The 23514-nt window shown below is 53.4% G+C and carries 26 protein-coding genes and 1 tRNA gene; 15 read left to right on the plus strand and 12 right to left on the minus strand.

The window, feature by feature from the left end:
* Position 1: 1 nt before the first annotated feature.
* Positions 2-1156, minus strand: coding sequence for an HhoA/HhoB/HtrA family serine endopeptidase (locus tag RHH53_RS12635; RefSeq protein ID WP_302678466.1), 1155 nt, complete (start codon positions 1154-1156; stop codon positions 2-4).
* A gap of 128 nt (positions 1157-1284) precedes the next feature.
* On the opposite strand from RHH53_RS12635, the gene RHH53_RS12640 reads away from it, so the two are divergent.
* Positions 1285-2145, plus strand: coding sequence for a prephenate/arogenate dehydrogenase (locus tag RHH53_RS12640; RefSeq protein WP_225901722.1), 861 nt, complete (start codon positions 1285-1287; stop codon positions 2143-2145).
* Here RHH53_RS12640 and RHH53_RS12645 read toward each other — a convergent pair.
* From RHH53_RS12645 to RHH53_RS12660, 4 genes are all read right to left on the minus strand, one after another.
* A complete protein-coding gene (locus tag RHH53_RS12645; RefSeq protein WP_302677354.1) occupies positions 2122-2613 on the minus strand; it encodes a phosphate-starvation-inducible PsiE family protein in 492 nt (163 codons plus the stop codon). The genes RHH53_RS12640 and RHH53_RS12645 overlap by 24 nt on opposite strands.
* Before the next feature lie 2 nt (positions 2614-2615).
* The gene (locus tag RHH53_RS12650) at positions 2616-3371 is read right to left on the minus strand and encodes an MBL fold metallo-hydrolase (RefSeq protein ID WP_206200452.1); all 756 of its coding nucleotides are present in this window, start codon (positions 3369-3371) and stop codon (positions 2616-2618) included.
* A gap of 10 nt (positions 3372-3381) precedes the next feature.
* A complete protein-coding gene (locus RHH53_RS12655) occupies positions 3382-4878 on the minus strand; it encodes a serine/threonine-protein kinase (RefSeq protein WP_206200453.1) in 1497 nt (498 codons plus the stop codon).
* A gap of 99 nt (positions 4879-4977) precedes the next feature.
* Positions 4978-5050: transfer RNA gene (locus RHH53_RS12660), tRNA-Thr, on the minus strand.
* 241 nt (positions 5051-5291) lie between these two features.
* On the opposite strand from RHH53_RS12660, the gene RHH53_RS12665 reads away from it, so the two are divergent.
* The 5 genes from RHH53_RS12665 (at position 5292) to RHH53_RS12685 (ending at position 10083) form a co-directional block, all read left to right on the plus strand.
* A complete protein-coding gene (locus RHH53_RS12665) occupies positions 5292-6536 on the plus strand; it encodes a protein kinase domain-containing protein (protein ID WP_310438635.1) in 1245 nt (414 codons plus the stop codon).
* Positions 6537-6567: 31 nt separating this feature from the next.
* Positions 6568-7239: a DUF1614 domain-containing protein gene (locus tag RHH53_RS12670; protein WP_206200455.1), complete on the plus strand. Its 672-nt coding sequence runs from the start codon at positions 6568-6570 to the stop codon at positions 7237-7239.
* 69 nt (positions 7240-7308) lie between these two features.
* Positions 7309-7761, plus strand: coding sequence for a photosynthetic/respiratory NAD(P)H-quinone oxidoreductase subunit N (gene ndhN, locus RHH53_RS12675; protein WP_149821379.1), 453 nt, complete (start codon positions 7309-7311; stop codon positions 7759-7761).
* Positions 7762-7891: 130 nt separating this feature from the next.
* The gene (locus RHH53_RS12680) at positions 7892-8152 is read left to right on the plus strand and encodes a TM2 domain-containing protein (protein ID WP_206200456.1); all 261 of its coding nucleotides are present in this window, start codon (positions 7892-7894) and stop codon (positions 8150-8152) included.
* A 125-nt stretch (positions 8153-8277) separates the two neighbouring features.
* Positions 8278-10083 carry a DNA polymerase III subunit gamma/tau gene (locus tag RHH53_RS12685; RefSeq protein ID WP_302678469.1) on the plus strand — a complete coding sequence of 602 codons (1806 nt, stop codon included), beginning with the start codon at positions 8278-8280 and terminating at the stop codon, positions 10081-10083.
* Between the two features lie 13 nt (positions 10084-10096).
* Here RHH53_RS12685 and RHH53_RS12690 read toward each other — a convergent pair whose 3' ends face one another.
* Positions 10097-10462 carry a DUF309 domain-containing protein gene (locus RHH53_RS12690; RefSeq protein WP_206200458.1) on the minus strand — a complete coding sequence of 122 codons (366 nt, stop codon included), beginning with the start codon at positions 10460-10462 and terminating at the stop codon, positions 10097-10099.
* Positions 10463-10533: 71 nt separating this feature from the next.
* Here RHH53_RS12690 and psb29 point away from each other — a divergent pair, with 71 nt between their 5' ends.
* The 4 genes from psb29 to ruvC are packed head-to-tail and all read left to right on the plus strand — an operon-like array spanning position 10534 to position 13619.
* On the plus strand, positions 10534-11202 hold the full coding sequence (psb29, locus tag RHH53_RS12695) for a photosystem II biogenesis protein Psp29 (RefSeq protein ID WP_302677349.1): 669 nt from the start codon (positions 10534-10536) through the stop codon (positions 11200-11202).
* Entirely contained in the window at positions 11189-11935 is a 747-nt protein-coding gene (locus RHH53_RS12700) for an HAD family hydrolase (RefSeq protein WP_310743870.1), read from the plus strand. The genes psb29 and RHH53_RS12700 overlap by 14 nt, the downstream gene beginning before the upstream one ends.
* Positions 11936-11946: 11 nt before the next feature.
* Positions 11947-13134 (plus strand): NAD(P)/FAD-dependent oxidoreductase, encoded by a 1188-nt coding sequence (locus tag RHH53_RS12705; protein ID WP_310438637.1) that lies wholly within the window; start codon positions 11947-11949, stop codon positions 13132-13134.
* A 5-nt stretch (positions 13135-13139) separates the two neighbouring features.
* Positions 13140-13619 (plus strand): crossover junction endodeoxyribonuclease RuvC, encoded by a 480-nt coding sequence (ruvC, locus tag RHH53_RS12710; RefSeq protein WP_206200461.1) that lies wholly within the window; start codon positions 13140-13142, stop codon positions 13617-13619.
* On the opposite strand, the gene RHH53_RS12715 is transcribed toward ruvC, so the two are convergent.
* The gene (locus RHH53_RS12715; RefSeq protein WP_206200462.1) at positions 13569-13838 is read right to left on the minus strand and encodes a hypothetical protein; all 270 of its coding nucleotides are present in this window, start codon (positions 13836-13838) and stop codon (positions 13569-13571) included. The two genes, ruvC and RHH53_RS12715, sit on opposite strands and share 51 nt — an antisense overlap.
* A 112-nt stretch (positions 13839-13950) precedes the next feature.
* Between RHH53_RS12715 and RHH53_RS12720 the strand changes: the two genes are divergently transcribed.
* The gene (locus tag RHH53_RS12720; protein WP_310743871.1) at positions 13951-15996 is read left to right on the plus strand and encodes a flavin-dependent dehydrogenase; all 2046 of its coding nucleotides are present in this window, start codon (positions 13951-13953) and stop codon (positions 15994-15996) included.
* Positions 15997-16024: 28 nt separating this feature from the next.
* The gene (locus RHH53_RS12725) at positions 16025-16450 is read left to right on the plus strand and encodes a hypothetical protein (RefSeq protein ID WP_255451674.1); all 426 of its coding nucleotides are present in this window, start codon (positions 16025-16027) and stop codon (positions 16448-16450) included.
* Between the two features lie 14 nt (positions 16451-16464).
* On the opposite strand, the gene RHH53_RS12730 is transcribed toward RHH53_RS12725, so the two are convergent.
* Positions 16465-16974: a hypothetical protein gene (locus tag RHH53_RS12730; protein WP_310743872.1), complete on the minus strand. Its 510-nt coding sequence runs from the start codon at positions 16972-16974 to the stop codon at positions 16465-16467.
* Between the two features lie 281 nt (positions 16975-17255).
* On the opposite strand from RHH53_RS12730, the gene RHH53_RS12735 reads away from it, so the two are divergent.
* On the plus strand, positions 17256-17714 hold the full coding sequence (locus RHH53_RS12735) for a PepSY domain-containing protein (protein ID WP_310743873.1): 459 nt from the start codon (positions 17256-17258) through the stop codon (positions 17712-17714).
* Between the two features lie 157 nt (positions 17715-17871).
* On the opposite strand, the gene RHH53_RS12740 is transcribed toward RHH53_RS12735, so the two are convergent.
* Complete coding sequence (locus RHH53_RS12740) at positions 17872-18360, minus strand: HEAT repeat domain-containing protein (protein WP_310743874.1); 489 nt, start codon at positions 18358-18360, stop codon at positions 17872-17874.
* A gap of 247 nt (positions 18361-18607) precedes the next feature.
* Here RHH53_RS12740 and RHH53_RS12745 point away from each other — a divergent pair, with 247 nt between their 5' ends.
* Positions 18608-19228, plus strand: a complete 621-nt coding sequence (locus RHH53_RS12745; protein WP_310801148.1) for a MarC family protein — start codon at positions 18608-18610, stop codon at positions 19226-19228.
* Position 19229: 1 nt separating this feature from the next.
* Here RHH53_RS12745 and RHH53_RS12750 read toward each other — a convergent pair whose 3' ends face one another.
* Together RHH53_RS12750 and RHH53_RS12755 are read right to left on the minus strand one after the other, a co-directional pair.
* Complete coding sequence (locus RHH53_RS12750) at positions 19230-20465, minus strand: ATP-binding protein (RefSeq protein WP_310743875.1); 1236 nt, start codon at positions 20463-20465, stop codon at positions 19230-19232.
* 4 nt (positions 20466-20469) lie between these two features.
* On the minus strand, positions 20470-21150 hold the full coding sequence (locus tag RHH53_RS12755) for a response regulator transcription factor (protein ID WP_310743876.1): 681 nt from the start codon (positions 21148-21150) through the stop codon (positions 20470-20472).
* Between the two features lie 68 nt (positions 21151-21218).
* Here RHH53_RS12755 and RHH53_RS12760 point away from each other — a divergent pair, with 68 nt between their 5' ends.
* On the plus strand, positions 21219-21641 hold the full coding sequence (locus RHH53_RS12760) for a gamma-glutamylcyclotransferase family protein (protein ID WP_310743877.1): 423 nt from the start codon (positions 21219-21221) through the stop codon (positions 21639-21641).
* Here the strand turns inward: RHH53_RS12760 and aspS are convergent.
* Entirely contained in the window at positions 21638-23443 is a 1806-nt protein-coding gene (gene aspS, locus RHH53_RS12765; protein ID WP_310743878.1) for an aspartate--tRNA ligase, read from the minus strand. The two genes, RHH53_RS12760 and aspS, sit on opposite strands and share 4 nt — an antisense overlap.
* Positions 23444-23514: the final 71 nt, after the last annotated feature.

Below are 23514 nucleotides of genomic sequence, written 5' to 3' on the forward strand. Positions count from 1 at the left end.
CCTAAGCCGCTCCCTGCAACTCCGCTGTCCGCACCGCAATCCGTTGGCTGCGATCGCCCCGTTGAACGGTCAGGTTGAGAACTTGCCCCACAGCGGCACTATCAACAATCCCCTGCAACTGATCGGCACTGGTAATCGGTTCCCCATCCACGGCTGTAATCACATCCCCCCAGCGCAGACCAGCTTTTGCGGCCGGTGTATTGGGCAACACTTGCAGGACAAGAACGCCATTGACCTCTGGCAGAATCACTGGTGAGTTGGGATTAGCATTGTTTTCCTTGGCCATTGCTGGCGTGAAGGTGGTCATTTGAATGCCAATGTAGGCGTGTTGAATTTTTTCACCGCGAATCAGGCGCTCTTGCAGGGCTTTGGCCTTATTAATTGGAATCGCGAAGCCAATCCCCATGGCATCGGCACGAATGGCAGTGTTAATGCCAATCACTTCCCCCTCTTCATTGAGCAAAGGCCCCCCAGAATTGCCGGGGTTGATGGCCGCGTCCGTTTGAATAAAATCAAGGCGCTTATCGGGGATACCCACTTGGGCGCTGGAACGGTGGAGTGTACTGACAATGCCCAATGTGACGGTGTTATCAAGGCCAAGGGGATTCCCGACGGCGATCGCCCAATCCCCCACTTTCACGTCACTGGAATTGCCGAGGGGCGCAGTGGGTAGGGGTTCGGTGACCCCTTTGAGTTTGACAATCGCTAGATCAGATACCTCATCCACGCCGCGCACTTCTCCCTCAAAGACCCGGCCATCCTTGAGGCGCACCGTCACCGTATCTGCTTGACTCACCACATGGGCGTTGGTCATGACAATGCCACTGGGATCAATGATGAACCCCGACCCCTGACCCCGCAGCCGATCCTCTTGGGGGGGCAAGGCTAAACCGGGGAAAAATTGGCGAAAGAAGGGATCACTCAAGAGGGGATCCGCTGGGCGCACAATCGTGCGTTCGGTATCAATGCGAACAACCGCATCGCCAACCCGCTCCACTGCGGCTGCCACAAAACTATGGTGAGCTGCTGCTGCCCACACCGGTGTACCGCTACTGAGGCACCAAACAAGAGCAAGGCCAAGGCAGCATTTGAGGGTCTGCTGAAGCAAATGGGCAAGGCGTTTCATCATTGGTGGCCTAAAGCGCAACAGAGTCATTTCTGATTGTATCGAAGCCCCCCCTCTGGCTGTGAATCCAAAGCACAAATCTGCATAGGAGGGGAATGTCCCTCAGAACAAGAATCAATGTCACAATCGTAAAGGTATTCAAGTTTAGGGGCACTATGCTGCGGATTGGCATTGTCGGGCTGGGACTCATTGGTGGTTCACTGGGCATTGATCTGCGGGCAAAGGGGCACTATGTGGTTGGGCTGAGTCGGCGTCCTGAAACCTGTGAGCGGGCGATCGCCAAGGGTGCCATTGACTGGGGCAGTACGGAGCCAGAAATTTTGCGTGCCCTTGATCTGGTGTTTCTCTGTCCCCCCATTGGCAGCATTCTCAGTGTCGCCTTGGATATTACCCCCTACCTCAGTCCAGAAACAGTGCTGACAGACGTGGGATCCGTCAAGGGAGAAATTGTCCCCGCCCTCGAAAAACTCTGGCCTCGCTATGTCGGTGGGCACCCGATGGCCGGTACCGCAGAATCCGGCATTGAAGCGGCGCAAGCCCATCTCTTTGACAATGCCCCCTATGTTCTCACCCCAACCCTCTACACTGACAGTGCGGCCATTGACTGTGTGGCTGGTGTGGTCAATGATCTCGGCGCCAAGCTACTCTATGCCACCCCCTCGGATCACGATCGCGCTGTTGCTTGGATTTCCCACCTTCCCGTCCTCGTGAGTGCAGCACTGATTCTTGCGAATGCCCAAGAAGCCAATGAGCCGATTCGGAAGCTTGCCCAGCAGTTGGCTAGCTCCGGCTTTCGCGATACCAGCCGTGTTGGCGGCGGCAATCCAGAGTTGGGACGGATGATGGCGGAATATAACCGCGCGGCGTTGCGCCACTGCCTGATCCACTACCGTGCCACCCTTGATGATCTGATTCGCCAAGTGGAGCAGGAGGACTGGGAGCGGCTGCAAACCACCCTAGAACAGGCGCAAGCCTACCGCGAGCAGGTCTATCCCTCAGGGACGCCGCCGGTAGTTTAAACGACGCACAATCCAGTAACTGGCAGACAAGGCCAAGATGGCGATCGCCAGCCCCAAGAGCTTTGCCACCGTTTCCGGTTGGCCAATATCCAGAATGATAATTTTGCGGGCAATGGCAATTAGAGACGTGACAATTACTAGCTCAACGATTTGCGACGAGACGTGGGTTTTCAGGTAGGCGGTTATATTTTCAAGAATCTCCAGAGCCACAAGCACATTGAGAAAGAGGCCAAAGATTTTCACCAGTTCAAGGCTAAACTGTCCCAAGGGGGGTGAGAATAGCTCCACGGTCAAAATCCGCCCCAAATCAATAATGGCGACGATGACCACCAGCAGCATCCCGATCGCCAGCACCCGAGTCGCGATCCCCTCAATCTGACTGAGCAACTGCAAAAACCGCTGATTGTCCTGAAGTAGAAGAATTACCTCTTGCCAAAAGAGAATCAAAGGCCGTAGCCAGCATCGCATCCCTAGACCTCAGCCAGAAGAACAAGGGGAGTGTAGGCTACTGGTTCCACCAAACGAGTGTTGAGACCTAGCCGCTGAAACGCCACTTGCAGTTCCTCAAGGGTGCCTTTGACCGAGAGCAGTCGCGGTAGCCATCCCTGAAGACGGAGGGTACCATTGCCAGCAGTGGTGATCATCACCTTGGGCTGAAGCCATTGTCCCAATTCCAATGCCGTTTTGCCCCCCTTGAGAATCGCACCCACCATGGGTAAACAGACATCCAACAGCGGCGTAATCACCACATCCACCTTGCCGTAGGTGCGCAGCCACGAATCATGACAGCCGTGGGGTTCATAGTAGAGACTTTGAGTGCCCCAGCGCACAATGTAACCATTTTCCTGTTGACGAGGGCCGATACTGGCGCCCTTGGTGGCTTGGATTGTGAGATCGCGGTACGTGTAGGTTTGGTGGGGGCTAAGGGCAATTACTGTTTCAAAGCCAAGACCTTGAGCAACTTTGGCGGCACTGGGGGAGGCAATGACCGGTAGGGCGCGATCGCAGGTGCGGAGGGTAGGTTCATGGCAGTGATCTGGTAGCCCTTGGGAAAGCAAAATGACATCCCCATCGCTTGGCATGGGGCAGGGGCGCGATCGCTCCGCCTGAAACAGCCAAGGCGTGTTGCCAAAAGTCAGTGCCCCCACAAACCACGGATCAACCAAAATCCGCGTATGACCTAACTTCCACAACCAAGTATTGCTCTCCAACCACGTTAACTGCATTGCCCCGCTCCTACAGTAATCGCGCCAAGATATTGTAAATTAGCAAAAAAATGTTGCCCATAACCATGCAACCCAACCCCACTAAACCACAAATGAGCAGCGCTGTCACACCCCCTAGGCCTGCTTGCAAGAGGGGGACAAAAAAAAGAACTGCCCCTGAAATGACTGCAATGATCAACTGCTCCCAGTGTTCAATCCAGCGTTTGTACTGCAAAAACACCAAAAAGGCAAATAGAGCACCAATCAACCCCGCACTCACACCAACAGGCAACTGCCAAGCGGTCATCAAACTAAAAATCATCAACCCCAAGGCCGTCATTTCAAAGCCCGTAAAGCCAGCACCAATGAGAATTTTCAATGCCGGTAAGGGAGGCGCAGGCTGGCGGGGCGGTTTTGCTTTCGGACGTGGTGTGCTGGTCGGTGGCATCACCGGTCCAGGTGAAGGAGGGGGTGCCGGTTGTGACACTACGGGTGGCGGGGAAGGGGGTGCTACTGTTACTGGTTGTGGCAGTGGAGGCGGTGGTGGGGCGGGGGTAGAGTAAGCATTTAAGTCCGCTAAGACCTCTGCCGCTGATTGGTAGCGATCGCTAGGCGCCGGTTGTAGCATGCGATCGAGAATGGCTTGCAGTTGTGGACTGACTTGGGCATAGGAATGCCAATGCCAGCGGTTGTTATAAGCGTCGAATAGCTCACTGGGATCTTTGCCGGTCAGCAATATGATACAAGTCACTGCTAAGGCATAGAGATCTGAACTGGGATAGACCCGTTCCCCCCGTGCTTGTTCCGGTGGCGCATAGTATTGGGTATAAATACCCGTAAAGTGTCCTTGTTGTCCCCCCGCTTGGGAAATCTGCTTCACCGCACCAAAATCCAGCAGATAGAGCCGCCCTTGGCCGGGAAACTTTGTCTTGCTGGGGTGCTGGCGCATAATATTTGAGAGCTTAATATCACGGTGGATCGAGCCGTGGTCATGGACGTACTGCAACACGGGTAGGAGTTCCCGCAGCACCTGCCGCACCTCTTCCTCACTAAAGCATCCCTTTTGAGCCAGTTCATCCTCGAGGGTTTCGCCGTCAATATATTCCTGTACCAAGTAGAAATACTGCTCTACCCCTTGTCCATCCACACTGGGGACTTCTTCAGCAAAAAATGCTAGTAAATCAGGAATCTGCGCATGCTGCCCCAGTTGGTCGAGAACTTCACCCTCTCGCTCAAAGAGTTCCTGAGCTTTTTGCCGACTCTGGGGATCGGACACGTTGGGACGAAATTGCTTAATCACACACTCACGCCGACCAGGGGTATCCAAATCCCGTGCTAGATAGGCCGCCCCAAACCCCCCCTGACCCAGAACCCGCTCTGCAACGTATCGTCCCCGTAGAATCAAGGGCATCCCACAGGCCGTACAAAATCGCTCCGCCACGCGACTGTAGCGTTTGTTGGGGTTGTCTAAGTCTGGAACATCGTTTTGGGGACAACGACAGTGGGGACGGGTGCAATAGACAAGCATGGCAAGGGTGGCAAGATCGTTTCCTTGATCATCATAGTGCCGTCATGGCAGGCAAGGCTAAGCCAAAGACCCAATACTTTTTGGGCGAACACTGAGTAAAGCTGATGGTCGGACTCGAACCGACGACCTACTGATTACAAGTCAGTTGCTCTACCAACTGAGCTACACCAGCACTATTCCTAGTGTACTACGCTTTGGCAGTCGTGAGAAATCTTAGACCATAGTCTCCTTCATAAAGAATTGCGCACTGTCAAGCCGGATAGACAGTCTAGAGTAGGGCTGCATGCTCCGTTAGAACACTTAGCCTTGGCATCTTGAGCTGTTTATGATTTATTGCAAAACACTGCAGACATCGGCAAAGTGTAGGAAAATAGGCTAAATCTCGATGAGTTTGCTGTGGCAGTTCCACATCCGTGATTATTCTGCACCTGTTAGATCCTTGGAAACGCACCCCGGTCAAAACATGGCGTTTCCCGATTAAAACAACTATTCGTATTGGTCGTGCCGCAGATAACGATGTGATTCTCAATGATATTCTCATTAGTCGCTATCACGCTGAACTGTGTTGCTATCGGGATCCAGAAAATCTCGGACGTTGGTATCTCAAAAGTTTGGGAGCGATCGGGACGTTTGTTGATGGTCGCCTTGTTGATGAGAGCAAACTTGCCAGTGGCAGTCTCATTCAGCTAGGCCCCACAGGCCCAATTCTTGAATTCCATGAGCAAACCTTTCGCCGCAGTGCGCCCACCCTCAGTGAGTGTACCCATGCCGGTAATATGCCGGGGAATCTGTTTTGCATTCACTGTGGTCAACCCCTCAATGTGCAGCGCACCGTACGCAACTATCACATCCTGCGCCTTTTAGGGCATGGCGGCATTGGCACAACCTACTTGGCCTGTGAAGCGCAACCCTCCGGGGGATGGACTGGCAAGGTACCGGAGGTGTGGGTTCTCAAAGAACTGCGGTCTGATATGGAGGACAATGAAAAGGCACAGGAACTCTTTGAACGGGAAGCTCGCATCTTACAGCTCCTTGACCATGCAGGGATTCCCCGCTTTTATGACTTTTTTGTGGAAGATGGTAAAAGCTATTTGGTGATGGAACTCATTCATGGCATTGACCTAGAGCGCTGGGTACTGCGCAATGGCACGGTGCCGATTCCTCAGGCGGTGCAGTGGATGATTCAAACCTGCGGTGTCTTGGACTATCTGCACAATCAGGATCCACCCGTGATTCATCGGGATCTCAAACCCAGTAACCTACTGGTGCGATCGCGCGATAACCAAATTGTTTTGATTGACTTTGGGGCGGTCAAAGAACTGGGGCATTCCCCCGGTGGCACCCGCATTGCCGTGGAGGGCTACAGTGCTCCGGAACAGATGATGGGTCAACCCACCATTCAGTCGGATCTATTTGCAGTAGGCGCAACCCTAGCCTTTTTGCTGTTGGGGGATAGTCCGATTCGTTTCTATCACCACCGTGATGGCTTTCATCGCCTTGATGTTTCGGATCGCCCCGAGATTCCCGACCCCTTGAAACAGGTGTTGCACCGCGCTACGGCTCCTCTGTTGCCCGATCGCTATCCTTCCGCGATTGCTTTGGCCAAAGCGCTGAGGGAGGCTCTGGCGGCAGTGTCCCAGGCGTCCTCCCACGTTTGAGTCCCAAGTTTTAAGGTCATTTTGCGTTTCTATGATTTATCTGCCTGTTACTGCTCTACTTTTTGTGCTGCTGTTACTGTCGCTGCCTTTCCTTTGGCTAGCGATCGCCCTCGATGCTGTACAAGTGGCCGTTGCCAAGTTGGGCTTTTCACCTACTGCTGCTTCGGTCTTACTGCTGCTTGTGATTCTCGGCAGCACGATTAATATCCCCCTCTATGAGCGGGTTTCTACGGTGGCCATTGTTCCCGACTTTGAAGAACTCTGGCTCAGTCGGTTTTGGGGCATTCCCCTGCGCAAAATTGAGCAAAAGACGATTGTGGCACTGAATGTGGGGGGCGGCTTGATCCCGACGGTGCTAGCCCTCTATCAATTTACCCGCGTCAGTCCCTTGGCGATTCTCTTGGTGACGGCAATTGTGGCCGCTGTCAGTTACTACTCTGCTCAGGTGGTACCGGGGATTGGTATTCAAATGAATGCCTTGGTCGCGCCCCTGACAGCAGCAATGACAGCTATTTTGATTTCTGGAGGCGTAGCGGCGGCACCCATTGCCTTTGCCGGAGGTGTGCTGGGAACCCTGATTGGTGCAGATTTACTCCACCTACGGGAAATTGAGCGGATGTCGGCGGGAGTGCTGAGTATTGGTGGTGCGGGTGTTTTTGATGGTATTGCCTTATGTGGGCTATTTGCCCTGCTATTAACTTAGGCATACCCGCAGTAGGAATGACCGTGATAAAGTGCTGGATGGAATGCTAAAACCTGTGAGAAAGGATCTATGGGTCTGCTGGCTGGCTATCAATTTGTCAAGGATTTAGAATCCGCTGGGGCATTGGCACTCTTTGTTCCCCCGGAGGGTGGTTTTGAGGGTCGTTATCAACGGCGACTGCGTTCCAAGGGCTATACCACCTTGCACATGAGCGCACCGGGTTTGGGGGATTTAGCAGCCTACCTGACCCAAGCGCACGGGATTCGTCCGGCTCACACGGGCAAGGAAGACATTCGCGTTTATTTCCAGCCCCCCCTAGTGACCTACCACTTGGAAAACCTGCCCCCCAATGCCAAGGGACTGGTGCTTTGGCTGATTGATGGCAAGCGGCTCTCAAGGCAGGAATTTGCCTACTTGGCACAGTTAACCCAGACCCTACCGAAGTTCAAAGTGGTGGTGGAAGTGGGGGGCGATCGCACTGTGCGCTGGGAACCCCTTGCTGATTGGGTCGCTGCCGCTTAAGACCAGACACGTCTTGCGTCAATCGATAAACTGCCTACTCACCCCTTGACGGTTCCCCTGAAACCCTGAAGGATATAGGTCAAGAGAGCGCGATCGCGCTGTATCAAAAATAACCATTGGGGAAGGGACAATGACCTCGAATTCCGATATTTCAGGGAAAAAAACTGCAGCCGGCATTTGCGGTATTCTCTTGGGTGCCTTGGGCATTCACAAGTTTGTTCTCGGCTACAACACGGAGGGCTTGATCATGCTACTGGTGAGTCTTTTGACCTGTGGCCTGCTTGCCCCTGTCATAGCCATTATTGGCCTCATTGAGGGCATTATTTACCTGACCAAAAGTGATCAAGAATTTCACAGAACATACATTGCTAACAAAAAAGGCTGGTTTTAGATCCTAGGGCTGGTTCCATCGCAGGCGCATCAGGGGGTCAGCCTATGGCCATCGTTGGCCTGTTAGAATAACATGCGTGGCATTTACCCATCAGCGTCTTCTGGCATATCCATTGCAGCCCAGCAGTGACCTACGAACCCCTGCATCACAAATATCGTCCCCAACGCTTTGCAGATCTAGTGGGTCAAGGGGCGATCGCCACCACGCTTACCCAAGCCCTACTCAAGGAGCGCATTGCCCCTGCCTATCTTTTTTGTGGTCCTCGCGGCACGGGTAAAACCTCTAGTGCCCGTATTTTGGCTAAGTCCCTCAACTGCCTGAGGAGTGCCAAGCCTACCCCCGATCCCTGTGGCCAGTGTGAAGTCTGCCGTCAGGTGGCCAACGGCAACAGCTTAGATGTGATTGAAATTGATGCTGCCAGCCACACGGGGGTGGACAATATCCGCGAACTGATTGAGAAGGCACAATTTGCCCCAGTACAGTGTCGCTACAAAGTTTATGTGATTGACGAATGCCACATGCTCAGTGTGTCGGCCTTCAATGCCCTCCTCAAAACCCTAGAGGAGCCGCCGCCCCATGTGGTCTTTGTCCTTGCCACCACAGATCCGCAGCGAGTCTTGCCAACAATTATTTCCCGCTGTCAGCGGTTTGATTTTCGGCGGATTCCCCTAGGGGAGATGGTTGCCCACCTTCAGCACATTGCCGATAAGGAGCAAATTGACATTGAGCCGCAGGCCTTGACCCTGGTGGCGCAATTGTCCCAAGGGGGACTGCGGGATGCTGAAAGCTTGCTGGATCAGTTGAGCTTATATCCTGAACGGATCACCGTAGAACATGTATGGCAACTGGCTGGGGCAGTACCAGAACAGGATCTGCGGCAATTGCTGGGGGCGATCGCCCGTCGGGATGCGGTGGCGGTTCTTGAGCACACCCGCCAATTACTAGAACGGGGTCGCGATCCGCTGACAATTCTGCAAAATCTGGCCAGTCTCTACCGTGATTTGCTCTTGGCGAAAACCGTCCCTGAACGGCAGGACTTGGTAGCCCTGACAGCAGAAACTTGGCAGGCTTTGATTGCCGTTGCTGAGGGATGGTCCGTTGAGGAGATTCTGCATGCCCAACAACATCTGCGCACCTGTGAAAGCCAAATCAAACAGAGCAGTCAACCCCGTCTCTGGCTGGAAATTAGCATTCTGGGGTTGATGACGGAAACGGCACCCCAATCCAGTGTGCCCAATGTAGCGCCTACTGCCATTCCGAAGCTCACGATTGTCTCGCCCCCTCAGCCTGACCCCCCAGGGATTGCGGCACCCCCCAAGGAGTCAGAGTCACCAGTCAAACATATTCAAATTAAAGACACGAAAGACACGGTTGCTCCAGCTCCTGAACCCAAGCCAACCCCTGAACCGCGGGCAGATCATACCGAACCTGTGTGGGAACAGGCACTACAGGTCTTGCAGCAGATGCAAATGAGCACCTATGCTCTGCTCTCGCAGCATGGTCATCTACGACAAATGAGCGATCGCGAGGTGCACATCGGCATTGTTAATCAAACTTTGTTAAATCTGACAAAGAATAACCAAGCCAAAATTGAAGCCGCCTTTGCCCAAGTTCTAGGCCGCCGCATCAAAGTCGCCTTTGAGATTGCCCCCCTACCCCACAAAACCACGCCTGCGCCAAAAGCCAAGGAGCCGCCGCACTCCGCTGTCGTCGTTCCCTTTCAGCCACGGGAAGAGCCACCGCCACCCCCCATAGAACCAACCTCTACTCCACCCCCGCCCCCTCTCACCACTGCCCCGGATCCTGTGCGTGAATCTGCCGAAAAACTGGCACGATTCTTTAACGGGGTGGTTATTCGCTTACCCGATGAGGGAGAAAGTCCAGACACCCCAATTGCTGAAGCCTCTGAGGAGGATGAGCTTGAGTTTTAAGGGCTGTCGGGGTCTAGGCTTGATCGAGGGATTGCGCAACAGCAAGATGCAATTGAATTTTTGGCTCTGAGTCAAGGGGGGTCTGAAGCTGCGCCTGTAACGCCGCCACTGCCGTCAAAAAGGCTGTCAAATCTAGGCCGCAAAAGTTCGGATCACACTGCTCTAGACGACGCCGCCCTTCCCCCAACAGCAAAATCGCCCCCCGCTGGTTACCCCGACTCAGGTGATAGCAGGCCACGGCAATTTGTAGCAGACCTTGGTAAAACGTGCGCTCAGGTTCACTGGCCTCTAACCAGATGGCTTCGAGGGTGTCATGGCAGGCATAGAATTCGCCGCTGTTGAATTGAGTGATGGCTAGGGCAAGCTCAGGACGCATCATTGATTGGGAAAGCGCAATGGGCGATAATAGTAAAGAATCATGACATTTTTTAACGAATATCGGCAGAGCTTGTGCAAAATCCTCGAACTGTCTCTGATACCAAACGCGCCTTTTATGCAGCTCACACGCGACCGATTCACTCGATCTACCGTCGCTTTATTGAAGAACTGCTGGTCGAAATCCACCTGCTGCGCGTCAATGTAGATTTTCGCTACTCTCCCCTATTTGCCCTTGGGGTCGTGACCGCCTTTGACCAGTTTATGGAGGGGTATCAGCCTGAGGGCGATCGCGCCAGTATTTTTCATGCCCTCTGCGGCGCTGAGGAAATGAACCCGCAACAGCTGCAGGCGGATGCCGCCAGTTGGCAACAGTACCAAGGCCGCCCCTTGAGTCAAATCCTCGATGAACTCAACAGGGGTCAACCCAGTGCCCCCCTCAACAGCCTCAACCACGAGGGCAAATATAGCCGCCTCCATGCGGTAGGACTGTATGCCTTCCTTGAGGAGCTGGCGGGGGATCTGACAACGAATCTCAACGAGACACTGGATCAACTGGCTCCCGTCATTAAGCTGCCGATCGAGAAAGTCAAGCGCGATCTCGAACTCTACCGCAGCAACCTCGACAAAATCAATCAGGCTCGCAGTCTGATGAAAGAACTTGTGGAGCAAGAACGCAAGCGCCGTGCTCAGGAGACCTCTCCCCCACCCGCTGTAGATGCTAGTTCCGATGCACCGGCCTGATCTGCCCCAACTCATTACCCTCGATGCGGTCGGCACCCTCTTTGGCCTACGGGAATCCGTGGGTACCGTTTATGGTCGCTTTGCTGCTGAAGTCGGGGTTCAGGTTGATTCAGCCGCATTAGATGTGGCCTTCTTTAAGGCCTTTAGGGCTACCCCGCCCTGCGCTTTCCCTGATCTTGAGGCTTCACAACGGGCAGAGGCAGAATTGCGGTGGTGGCAAGGGGTTGCGGCAGAGACATTTCGCCGCGCGGGCGTCTTGGATCAATTTGCTGATTTTGATACGTTTTTTGCTCCAGTCTTTGCCTACTATGCCACGGCTGAACCTTGGTCTCTGTATGAGGATGTCTTGCCTGCGTTGAAGGAGTGGCAAGCTCAGGGCATTCCTCTGATGGTGGTGTCGAATTTTGATAGCCGTCTCTATGGGGTGCTAGAGGCCTTGGGGTTAGCCCCTTTTTTCAAGGAGGTGTGGATTTCCAGTGAGGTGGGGGCGGCGAAACCGAATCGGCTGATCTTTGAGCGGGCGGTGACCCCCTATGCGACCTCTCAGGTTTGGCACATTGGTGACAGTTGGGAGGATGATGTCCTCGGTGCCCAAGGTGCTGGTCTGCAAGCGATTTGGCTGCGGCGCGATCGCCCGCTCTTGCCGGATCCAAGTATCAAGGAGACCCGAGCAGTGCCCCAAATTGCTGACCTCACAGCGGCGCAAGTTATACTGAGTGGGAAAGCGTCATAACGGAATCAGCGGTGACAAGCCAAATTTGTATTCTAGGTGGTGGGTTTGGCGGCCTTTATACCGCCCTCCGCCTTGCTCAATTTCCTTGGTCTGCGCCTCCAGAGATCACCCTTGTGGATCAGAGCGATCGCTTTGTCTTTACTCCCCTCCTTTACGAATTAATTACAGGGGAGCTACAGGCGTGGGAAATTGCCCCGCCCTTTGTTGAGTTGCTCAAGGAGACCCCGGTCGTCTTTCATCAGGGAACTGTGAGCGCTGTGGATCTCAAGGAAAAAACGGTGCACTTGACTGAGGGCACCCCGCTCACCTACGACAAACTGGTTCTCGCCTTGGGAGGGGAAACCCCTAAAAACAGCATTCCCGGTGTCGCAGAGTATGCCTTGACCTTCCGAATTCTCAGTGATGCCTACCGTCTTGAAGAAGCGTTGCAACGGCGGGAGCGCTCCGATCGCGATCGCATCCGCGTGGTGGTGGTCGGTGCTGGTCCTAGTGGCGTGGAATTGGCCTGTAAACTAGCGGAGCGCTTGGGCAGCCGCGGGCGCATTCGTTTGGTGGATCGGAACACCGAGATTCTCAAGTCTTCTCCAGAATTTAATCGCAAGGCAGCTCTGCGTGCCCTTGAAGAGCGGGGGGTTTGGATTGATTTAGAAACAACCCCGGTTGCTGTCACTGCGGATCAGATTTCCCTGCAATACAAAGACCGCGTGGATGATCTGCCCGTTGATATTGTCCTATGGACGGTCGGTACAGCCGTTTCACCCGTGATTGCTGCCCTTGATTTGCCCAAAACCTCCACGGGGCGCCTGCAGGTGATGCCCACATTGCAAGTCGTTGATCATCCAGAGATTTTTGGCCTTGGGGATGCCGCGGATGCGGTAGATGAACAGGGACAACCGATTCCCCATACGGCACAGGCGGCTTTTCAACAGGCGGATTATGCGGCTTGGAATCTTTGGGCCAGTCTGAGCGATCGCCCGCTACTGCCCTGTCGTTATTCCCATCTCGGTGAGATGCTCACCCTCGGAACTGATCGCGCCGCCTTGGCAGGGCTAGGACTGACCCTCGATGGCCCTCTGGCCTACTTGGCACGCCGACTGGCCTACCTCTACCGCATGCCCACCTTTGAACATCAACTGAAGGTGGGGCTAAACTGGATGGCGAAACCAATTTTGGATCTGTTGACCGGCACCGTGAACTAGAACGTGTGCGCATCCTTGGCCTAGACCCCGGCCTTGCTACCCTTGGCTATGGCTGTATTGAGGTGCAGAACAACACCTGCCAAGTGTGTGATTTTGGTGTGATTACCACTCCTGCGGATATGCCCGCGGGCGATCGCCTCCAGAGTCTCTACAGCGATCTGCACACGTTAATTCCTGCCCTCCAACCAGATTTAGTGGCTTTGGAGCGCCTCTTTTTCTACAAAATGAGCCATACGATTGTGGTTGCTCAAGCGCGGGGCGTGATTCTTTTAGTCCTGAGTCAACTGCACTGTCCCCTAATGGAATTCACCCCTCCCCAAGTGAAGCAAGCCCTCACCGGCTATGGCAATGCCGCGAAAATAGACGTTCAACAGGCGGTGCAACGGGAACTCAATCTCAGCACGCTGCCCAAGCCCGATGACGCTGCCGATGCCCTAGCGATCGCCCTCACGGCCAGTCGTCACTGCCCCTGCCTCGACACTTGACCAAGCCATTGCCACCGCTTCACTGAGCCATTGGCGGGTTTTGCGATCTAGCAGATCATCCTCGGCGAGTACCCATTCCTGCACCTGTGCCAAACTGTGGCCTTCGGCACGGCAAATCGTAATCACGCCGGCGATCGCTGCCGCCACCACCTCTTCACTGACAGGCTGCTGGCTGAGGGCTGCTATTTCTTCGAGACTCCTTGGAATGGGATAATGCATAGGGCAACAGGGTAATTCTGAGAAACCGTAAACTCTCTTAAACTGTTTAGTACAGTGAAGTTTACGCCAAATCGTGCCGTTGTCAAGCTCCTTAGCGGACTTTTGAAACAAAATGCAAGAACTGTTATACCTTGAGGTGCCCACTCTCGATACCGCAGCGGTGATTCACTGGCTGCACCACACCTTTGAGCCGCGCATTGGCACCATTGCGCCAAAACCGACCGGGGGTTGCTGGCAGGTTCCTGAGGCGCCCACGGAACTGGCCATTTTCCTGTGGAGCTTGCAGCGAACCACATACCTCAAGGTGATGCGCTGGGGAGAGCGGCCTTTCCCTCAGGAGCGTGCCTGTCTCCAACACCTTCAACAGCATTTGCGTTTGGCCTTTCCACTGCAACCTGAGGCGCTTCCCCCTTGGCCGGCTGGCAAGACAATTTTTGAAGCTTTGGCCGATCGCTATCCGCTGACCGTGAAATACTTCCAACACATGCCCCAAGGTGAGGCGGATTTAGAGCGGGTTTATTGGTGGGAGCAACGCTGGCGCCAAGGGGTACAACAGCCCACGCCCCCGGTTCCTGTTTTGCACACTGCAACGACACCCTGTGATCCCCCTCGCTATGACCTAGTTTATGTGGGGGGTGCCTTGGGGGTGATCCACGCAGCAGTGATGGCGCGGTTGGGCTATCGGGTTCTGGTGATCGAGCGGTTGCCCTTTGGCCGCATGAATCGGGAGTGGAATATCTCCCGCATGGAATTTCAGAGTCTGATTGATTTGGGCTTGTTTACGACTGCGGAGTTTGAGAGCCTGATTGCCCGCGAGTACCGCGATGGCTTTAACAAGTTCTTTGATGCCACTAGTCCTCCCCATTGTCGGGCACCCGTACTGCACACCCCGACGGTTCTCAATATTGCCCTTGACTCGGCCAAATTCCTGCATCTGTGCGGTGAGAAACTGCGCCAAGCGGGGGGTGAGATTTGGGATTGGACGGAATTTGAGACAGCCACGATTCATCCCAATGGTGTGGTTCTGCAAACCCAGCACCGCCAAACCCAAGAACAGCGACAGGCGATCGCCCGTGTCCTCATTGATGCGATGGGCACCGCCTCCCCCATTGCCCGTCAACTGAACGGCGGTCGTGCCTATGATAGCGTCTGTCCGACGGTGGGGGCGATCGTCAAGGGCATTGTCCCAGAGGTTTGGGATGGCAACTATGGCGATGTTCTCTTTAGCCACGGCGATATTTCGCGGGGACGGCAACTCATTTGGGAACTGTTTCCGGGAGCGGGGGAAGAGCGCACCATTTATCTCTTTCACTACCACCACATCCGGCCAGAGTTTCCCGGCTCTTTGCTGGAACTGTACGAGGACTTTTTTACCATCCTGCCGGAGTACCGCCGCTGCGATCTCGATCAACTCACTTGGGTCAAACCCACCTTTGGTTACATCCCCGGCTACTTTAGCCACCACCGGGGCGATCGCGCGGTGGCCTTTGATCGCGTCTTGGCCATTGGCGATGCCGCCTCACTCCAGTCTCCCTTGGTGTTTACTGGTTTTGGCTCCCTGGTGCGCAACCTGCCCCGCTTGACGGATCTACTGGACACCGCCCTGCGTCATGACCTTGTGCAAAAGCAATTCCTCAACCAAATTCGCGCTTATCAGAGCAATACAGCGGTGACATGGCTCTTTTCACGGGGAATGATGGTGCCCAGCGATCGCCCCCTGCCCCCAGAGCGCGTCAATGCCACGTTGAACACCTTTTTTGGCATCCTCGCCCAGGAATCCCCCGAATTGGCCGATCGCTTTATCAAAGACCGTGCGGGTTGGCTCCCCTTTAACCGTATGGCACTGCGAGCTGCTTGGCAAAACCCCGGCCTCCTTTGGTGGATCTACGAAATGGTGGGGGTTGGGGATCTGCTGCGCTGGCTGCAAAGCTACCTCAGTTTTAGCTTGGATGCCCTGTACCATGCCCTCTTTGGCTTTTGGCTGCCCCCCTTGGTGCGTCGTTGTCAACCGTGGCTAGAACCCATGGCGCCGCAACTTTGGTTTTGGCTCTTGGTGCAAAGCTATGCCCTGAGCTACTCCGTGGGGCAACCCCGCCTTGAGCGTCCTTTGGCACCGCTGCCAACCCCTAGAGTTGATCAAGCGGTTTCCCCTCGCTAACCTTGGGAACAAAGGTGTTGCGGAGAGAATGACGGTGAATGCAGCAGAGCAGGCAGTGACCGTGCAGATGGCCAGCAAATTGGGGGCGATCGTCCACCTCTTTAAGCAGTGCAATGCGGATCTGCGGGCAGACCTGCACCCTTGGGCCGATGACCCCCATACCCGCAACCTAGTGGATCCCGATTCAATTGACATTGGTTTTCACCTACCGGGCTGGAGTCGCCGCTGGCAAGCCCGCAGTTTGCTTCTGCAAATTCGCCTCTATTGCGATCCAGACTCTCCCCAGCGCCGTGCCATTGGTCTAGACATCGTGGGGTTTAGCTATATGAGTGAGCAGTGGCGGTTCAGTAGTATTGGTCAGGGGGTTTTTAGTGGCAACAATTTGCCTAGCGAAGATCTGCAAAACCAACTGCGCGCCATTAGCCATGAGATTATTGCCCTATTGAACACTTGATTTTGGCCATTGGATCAATCGTCAAAGACCTCCTCAAACACCTCGTGAACATACTTTCCAGCCGTACGCACAACACCCACTCCCACGATTACCGACAACACGAGGGCTAGCCCCACCAACCACTTCTCCCTGAGGAACTGCCAACCCTCCTTTAGGGAAAAGCGATGTCTTGGCGTCAGTGGCTCTAAAATTTCTAGGGCAACTGGATGCTGTAAATACTCTTGGATGCGTTCTAGCTCACCAATGTATAGACGGCGATGTTGGCGATCGAAGAGCAATCCATGCCGGGGCGCCCGTTCCCCTGCCGTCAGTTGATAGGACAACAGGCGGGGTTGTATCTCTGGATGTTGGCAAAATAATTGCCATCCTTGCAGATTTGCTGTGCCCACTGTCTGGCCATCGGTGTAGCAGGGATACCCCAGTTGTGGCTCCCAATACAGACCCAGCCAACGGGATTGTGCAGGCAGCGCTAAAGCACGTTCAAACTGTGCTGGTACTGGAATAGGCAGAACTTCTAAAGTCATCGGTCTATTCCTCTTCCTTGGGATAGCTTTACTATAGGAACGAACTGTCAAGAACTTGATAAGAAATGCAGACTACAGCCCTTTTCTGAAGTATGCGGTCAGCGGCTACCCTAGACTAGTTTCCCCAGTGTTGAGCACGTGTCATTGTTGCCAACAAGACTCTATTAGGCATTAGGTAGGTTCAAAATTGCCTTTTGATCTTGACGACTTCTTGACAATTCCTCCCTACTGTGGGAATTGTTCCGCCTCAGGAACAGTGAACTGAACTTGGAGACTCTACGATGAAAGACTCAATAAAAGTTTTAATGACACTAGGAGTGCTCTCAGCGATCGCCATTGGTGGCAGTGCAATGGCACTGAAAACGCAGCGTCATATTAGCTATGCTCTGGTGGCACAAACAGATCAAAAGGGTGGGTATGACGAGAGCGATCGCTATGAAGCGAAAAATACGGCTGAAGAAATGCAAGAGGAAGCCCAATACCGTAGCCTTGCTAAAATTAGCCCCCAACAAGCTCAACAAATTGCAGAAGCGGCTCAAGGCCAAAAGGCAATACGGGTTGCCCTAGGGGCAGAAAACGGTAGCTTGGTTTATGAAGTGCGCTTTCCCAATGCTGAGGTCAAAGTGGATGCCGGTAATGGGCGTATCCTCAGAACGGAACTAGCGGGTCAAGAGGAAAATGACCTTCATGAAGCTCCCTTGGGTGGCAGTATCCAAGTCCCCAATTCTGATCGTCCATAGCAATAATGGCAACCATCCTTAAGGTTCTCTGAATTTTACTCAAATTACCAAGCTGTCTAGGGTAGATTAACAGGCATAAATATCTACCCTAATTTTTTGCCTAAAGATGGGTTTGTGGTGAAAAGAGTATAGCAACTTCAAGGGGAACGCCAATCCATTAGGAACATGTTTCACGGGTGACTTGAATTAGAGTGGCCGCTGCTTCTTCACGAATGACTCGCGCAGGATGATCCAATAACATTTGCAAGGCTGTGGTTTTCTCAGGAGAGTCAGGTAGCTTTCTTAAGGATCGAACGATTTCCATAGCTTGCCAAACGTCAATGGAGTAGGTTGAAGCACATTCGGCAAGGGGAATGGTCGTTTTGGGATTACTGCGATTGCCAAGGGTAATAATTGAACCGATGCGGGCTTCGGAGTTGGGATGCTTTAGGGCATTGATCAGTCGATCTTCGTAGGAGGGATGCTCCTGTTCCCACTGGTGAATGTTGACACCGCATACAGGACAGATTGAGTCGTCCGCGGCAATCTCCGCAAAACATGCTGGACAAAAATAGGCGTGATCCATCTTTTTATCCCCCAAGGGATACTCCCAATATACGCCCAATCCCAAAAGTGAGACCAGTTGAATGTGTCGTCGGCTGATCATGTGTCACACCAAGCCTGTTAGACTCAAACATAAGATAGTTACATCTTCCGAAGCATTGAAACCCTTCTTTGGCTCCACGGGTGAGTCTGTCATTCACTTTTGTTCGTACCACTGACTACAGTCCTGATATTAGCAATATGGAATACGTAAAGGGGATGTAATCCTCTCTCATAGGGGCTTCCGCAGTTTTGAGCTTGTTCCATATGTGAAAAGGGTTGTATTTCGCTTTAATTTAGCAGTACCAATCATGGTTAACACCCTCTTTTCTTTTATGTTCGGCATATTGACAGCCCTCTTTCCGATTGCGAATCCAATTGGGGCAATTCCTATTTTCTATAGTTTGACTGCTAGAAACACTACGAAATATCGCCTGCGACAAGCACGAAAAATTACCTTTAATGTTTTTGCTGTCTTAGCAATTTTTTTCTTGGTGGGCAAGTTTATTCTCAGCTTTTTTGGAATTTCCCTAGCAGTAGTGCGAATTGCTGGTGGGTTGATTGTGGCACATACAGCTTGGCAGATGGTTGCTCCTCAACCGCGTCTGACCAATCAAGAGCAACTGGAGGCAGTGGACAAAGAAGATATTTCCTTTACACCTATGGCAATGCCCATCATTAGTGGGCCGGGCGCGATTGGTATTGTGATTGGTTTTTCAACCCGCTGCCATCAATGGCCAGAGTATCTTGGTTGTGTTCTGGGAATTACTCTGTTTAGCTTTATCACCTACTTTTGCTTAATTCTAGGGGAGCCTTTGATTAAGGGCTTGGGCACAACAGGCATAGGGGCACTCAATCGGATTTTGGGCTTTTTGATTTTAGCGATCGCGGTGCAGCTCATTGCAGATGGCGTGATCACCTTTATCAAATAAGTTAATGACTGAGGGGGAGCCTGACAGTAAATGAGGTGCCCTGACCCACTTGACTCTTGACATCAATGCTGCCACCGTGGCTCTGGACAACTGCTTGGACAATGGATAGGCCTAACCCTGCTCCTCCATCCACATAGTGACGGGAGGGATCTGCTCGCCAAAAGCGCTCAAAAATTTTACTAAGGTGCTCAGACGCTATACCAATGCCCGTATCAGCGATAGTCACGTGAATATGGTGCATGAGACGCTTGGCAGTCACACTGACTTTGCCCCCTTCAGGAGTGTAGCGCAGCGCATTTTGTAAAAGATTGGTGAAAGCCTGTATGAGAGCCGCCTCATCCCCCCGCAGCAGCAGTTGGGGATCGGTACTAAACTCTAAGCTAATTTGCTGCTGCTGTGCCTGTAGTTTATACAGTTGAATTAATTGCGCTAAGGTCTCTGCGAGGTTGATCGTCCGCATGGCCATCGGTCGTTGACGATCAGTTCTTGCCAGAATCAATAAGTCATCAATGAGGCGGGTCATTTGATCCGTAGCGCTGGCGATCGCCCCTAGGACTTCCCGATCCTCTGGTCGCATTCCTTCATCGTACTTAAGGGCAACTTCAGCATTACTGGAAATGGCCATCAAGGGACTGCGGAGTTCATGGGAGGCATCAGCCGTAAACTGTCGCAACCGCTCAAAACTGGCTTCAATAGGCTGCATGGCTTGGCGATTGAGCCACAGACTACCCATAGCACTGAGGAGGAGTCCTATCATGACCCCTGCCATGAGACCAGTATCCAACTGCCAAACGGTCTCATTAAATTCATCCAATTCTTGACTAATGCGGATGTAGCCAATGATTTCGTTGGTTGCTTGGTGCAAAATTGGCAGTGTGACTAACTGCAAAGGGGGATCATGGGTGTGAATAGCTACTGAAACCTTTGGATTGAGCGGTATGTAGGGAAGTTCTTCGCCCTGTTGCTTGAGAAGTCGGCCGTGGGCATCAAACCACTCTAAGGTTGCTGCTTGCTTCTTTAGCTCATGGGGCAAACCGTGCTCCTCAATCTTGAGCTGACCATTCTCAATATCAGCATTAGCAGCCGCACCTTGGGCAATGGCAATGAGACGATTGGTGAGTTGCTCCCTGAGATTGTGAACAAAGACCACGCGCACAGCGATCGCAAACCCGCCAAGGACGACTGCAAACACGAGGAGATTAAAGAACAGTAAGCGGCGGCGAATATGGGTAAACATTGGGCTAGACGTGGGGGGGCACAAAACGATAGCCAACGCCATAAACCGTTTCAATCAATTCTTGGGGGCAACCTGCTGCCTTCAGCTTATGCCGCAGATTGGTGATGTGGGTTTTGACGGTGCCTTCACCAGCCTCTTGATCGAATGTCCAGAGTTTATCTAGGAGGGCTGTGCGACTAAAGACCTGCCCCGGATACCGCAGAAAATGCTCTAGGAGTAGATATTCCTTGGGGGTCAGAGAGAGCACCGTTTGATCGTACGTCACCACCTGACTCGCCGGATCCAGTTGCAGTGCCCCGTAACATAGCACAGGGGGTTTCAGTTCACGACTGCGGCGTTGCAGTGCCCGAATCCGTGCCGCCAGCTCTTCCAACTTGAAGGGTTTGACAAGGTAATCATCAGCACCTGCATCTAGGCCAATGACTTTATCAGTGGTCGTATCCTTGGCCGTCAACATCAAAATCAGTGCCTGACAACCTACCGCCCGCAACCGTTGACAAAGGGCGATGCCATCTAGGCGTGGTAGCATTAAGTCCAGCAAAATGAGGTCATAGGCAGTTGCTTGGGCATAGTCCCAGCCACTCAGGCCATCCTCAGCAATATCAACAGTGTGGTGTTGATGTCGTAAATCCTTCGCCAAAGGTGCTGCAATGCGGGGGTCATCTTCAACAATGAGAATTTTCATTGCTCTTGCCCTTACTAAATTGGCTAGGCTTAAATTGTATTGTGGCTAAAATCAACCCTCATTGACGAGTGACGACCCTGCGCCTTTTTGTCTATGGCACCCTTAAACCCGGCTATCAACCCCATGAAATCCTCTGTCGGCCTTGGCTGAGTGCCCATCAATCAGCGCTGGTGAGAGGTCGCCTTTATCACCTACCGATGGGGTATCCCGGTCTGACGGCTGAGGAAGGTTGGGTGCAGGGGGAGTTACTGATCTTTCATGATCCACCTCCCAGCGTATTGGCGCGGCTGGATGCCTTTGAAGGCTACCATCCGAACTTGGCTCCCGAAGTAAATGCCTACCATCGCCAACAGGTGCCAGTGTATGACTTGAATCATCAACCTTTGGGCACAGCATGGGCTTATATGATGAGCACTGAGCGGGTGCGGGATGTCAACGGCGAATGGCTGCTAGAGGGGGTGTGGAATCGGCCAACAGACCTACGTGCCTAGACTTGGGTTTTAGCAGTGGTTTTTGCGGGCTTGGCGGAAGCCACATGGAGTTCCTTGAGTTGCTGTGGCTCAACACTGCTGGGGGCACCGGTAAGAAGGCAACGCGCCTGTTGGGTTTTCGGGAAAGCAATGGTGTCGCGAATGGAGTCTTCGCCGGCAAGGAGCATGACTAAGCGATCTAGGCCATAGGCAATACCCCCGTGGGGAGGGGTACCAAATTCAAAGGCCTCGAGAAGGAAGCCAAATTTTTCTTGGGCAGCCGTCTCATCAAGGCCGATGGTTTCAAAAACTTGCCGCTGCAATTCCGGTTGATAAATACGCAGACTGCCGCCGCCCACTTCGTAGCCATTGAAGATCAGATCGTAGGCTTGGGCACGGGCAGTTTTGAGATCCTCAAGGTCGGCGGGATGGGGTGCCGTAAAGGGATGGTGCAAGGCCTCAAGGCGCTTTTCTTCGGCATTCCACTCAAACATGGGGAAATCCACCACCCACACCAGATGGGTTGCCGTCGGATCAATGAGGTCAAATTCACGGGCAATGGTCTGGCGCAGGCGATCAAGGGTTTTATTCACCGTTGCCGTATCCCCTGCCCCAAACAGGAGGAGATGCCCCGGCTCGGCACCCGTGCGCTCTAAGAGCGTGGCTTTCTGCTCTGGGGAGAGGTTATCCTTGATGGCACCAATGGTGTCAATCTCGCCGTTGTCGCGAACGCGGATATAAGCCAGCCCCTTGGCGCCGGCAGTGGTGGCCTCTTGGAAGAGATCGCCGCCGGGTTTAATGCGCACGTTGGAGATGCGGTCGTTACCATTGGGAATCGGCAAAATTTTCACCACGCCCCCTTGGGCGATCGCGCCACTAAAAACTTTGAAACCAGAGTCTTTCAGAATATCGGAGACATCCACCAGTTCAAGGCCATAGCGGGTATCGGGCTTATCGGTGCCATAGCGATCCATGGCCTCTTGGTAACTCAGGCGGGGAAAGGGGCGCGGCAGATCAATGCCCTTCACGGTTTTGAAAATGTGGCAGATGAGTGCTTCGTTGAGATCAATAATTTCATCCTGATCCATGAAGCTCATTTCCATGTCCAGTTGCGTAAATTCTGGCTGGCGATCGGCCCTTAAGTCCTCATCGCGAAAGCAGCGGGCAATTTGGTAATAGCGATCGCACCCCGCCACCATCAACAACTGCTTGAACAATTGCGGCGATTGAGGGAGGGCAAACCATTCTCCCGGATTCACGCGACTGGGCACTAGATAATCGCGAGCCCCCTCCGGCGTCGAGCGGGTGAGAATAGGAGTTTCCACCTCAATAAAGCCCGCCTCATCCTCGAGGAAGCGCCGCATGGCTTGGACAACGCGATGGCGTAACTGCAAATTCCGTGCCATCCGTTCCCGCCGTAGATCAAGATAGCGGTAGCGCAGCCGCACCTCTTCCCGCACTGGCTCATTCTCGGTGCTGGAGATGGCAAAGGGCAGTTGCTGGCGCACCGTATTGAGGACATCAATGTGATCGGCGTAGATCTCGATGTCGCCCGTGGCCAATTTTGGGTTCACCGAATCCGCAGGGCGCTTGCTGACACGGCCAACAATTTTCACCACATACTCACTGCGCAGGCGATCGGCTTGAGCATAGGAGTCGGGAGTGCGCTGGGGATCACTGACAATTTGGACAATGCCGGAGCGATCGCGCAAATCAATAAAGATCACGCCGCCATGATCACGCCGCCGATCCACCCAACCGTAGAGGGTGACGGTTGTTCCGACATCCGTTAGCCGAACATCGCCACAGTAGTGTGTGCGCATAGACCCCAATGATTTGTGAGTATGTTGGTAAAGCCTTACTATTTTAGCGGTTCACCGCCCTACCGTTAGCG

It is taken from the genome of Thermosynechococcus sp. PKX82 (assembly GCF_031583255.1).
Lineage (GTDB): Bacteria > Cyanobacteriota > Cyanobacteriia > Thermosynechococcales > Thermosynechococcaceae > Thermosynechococcus.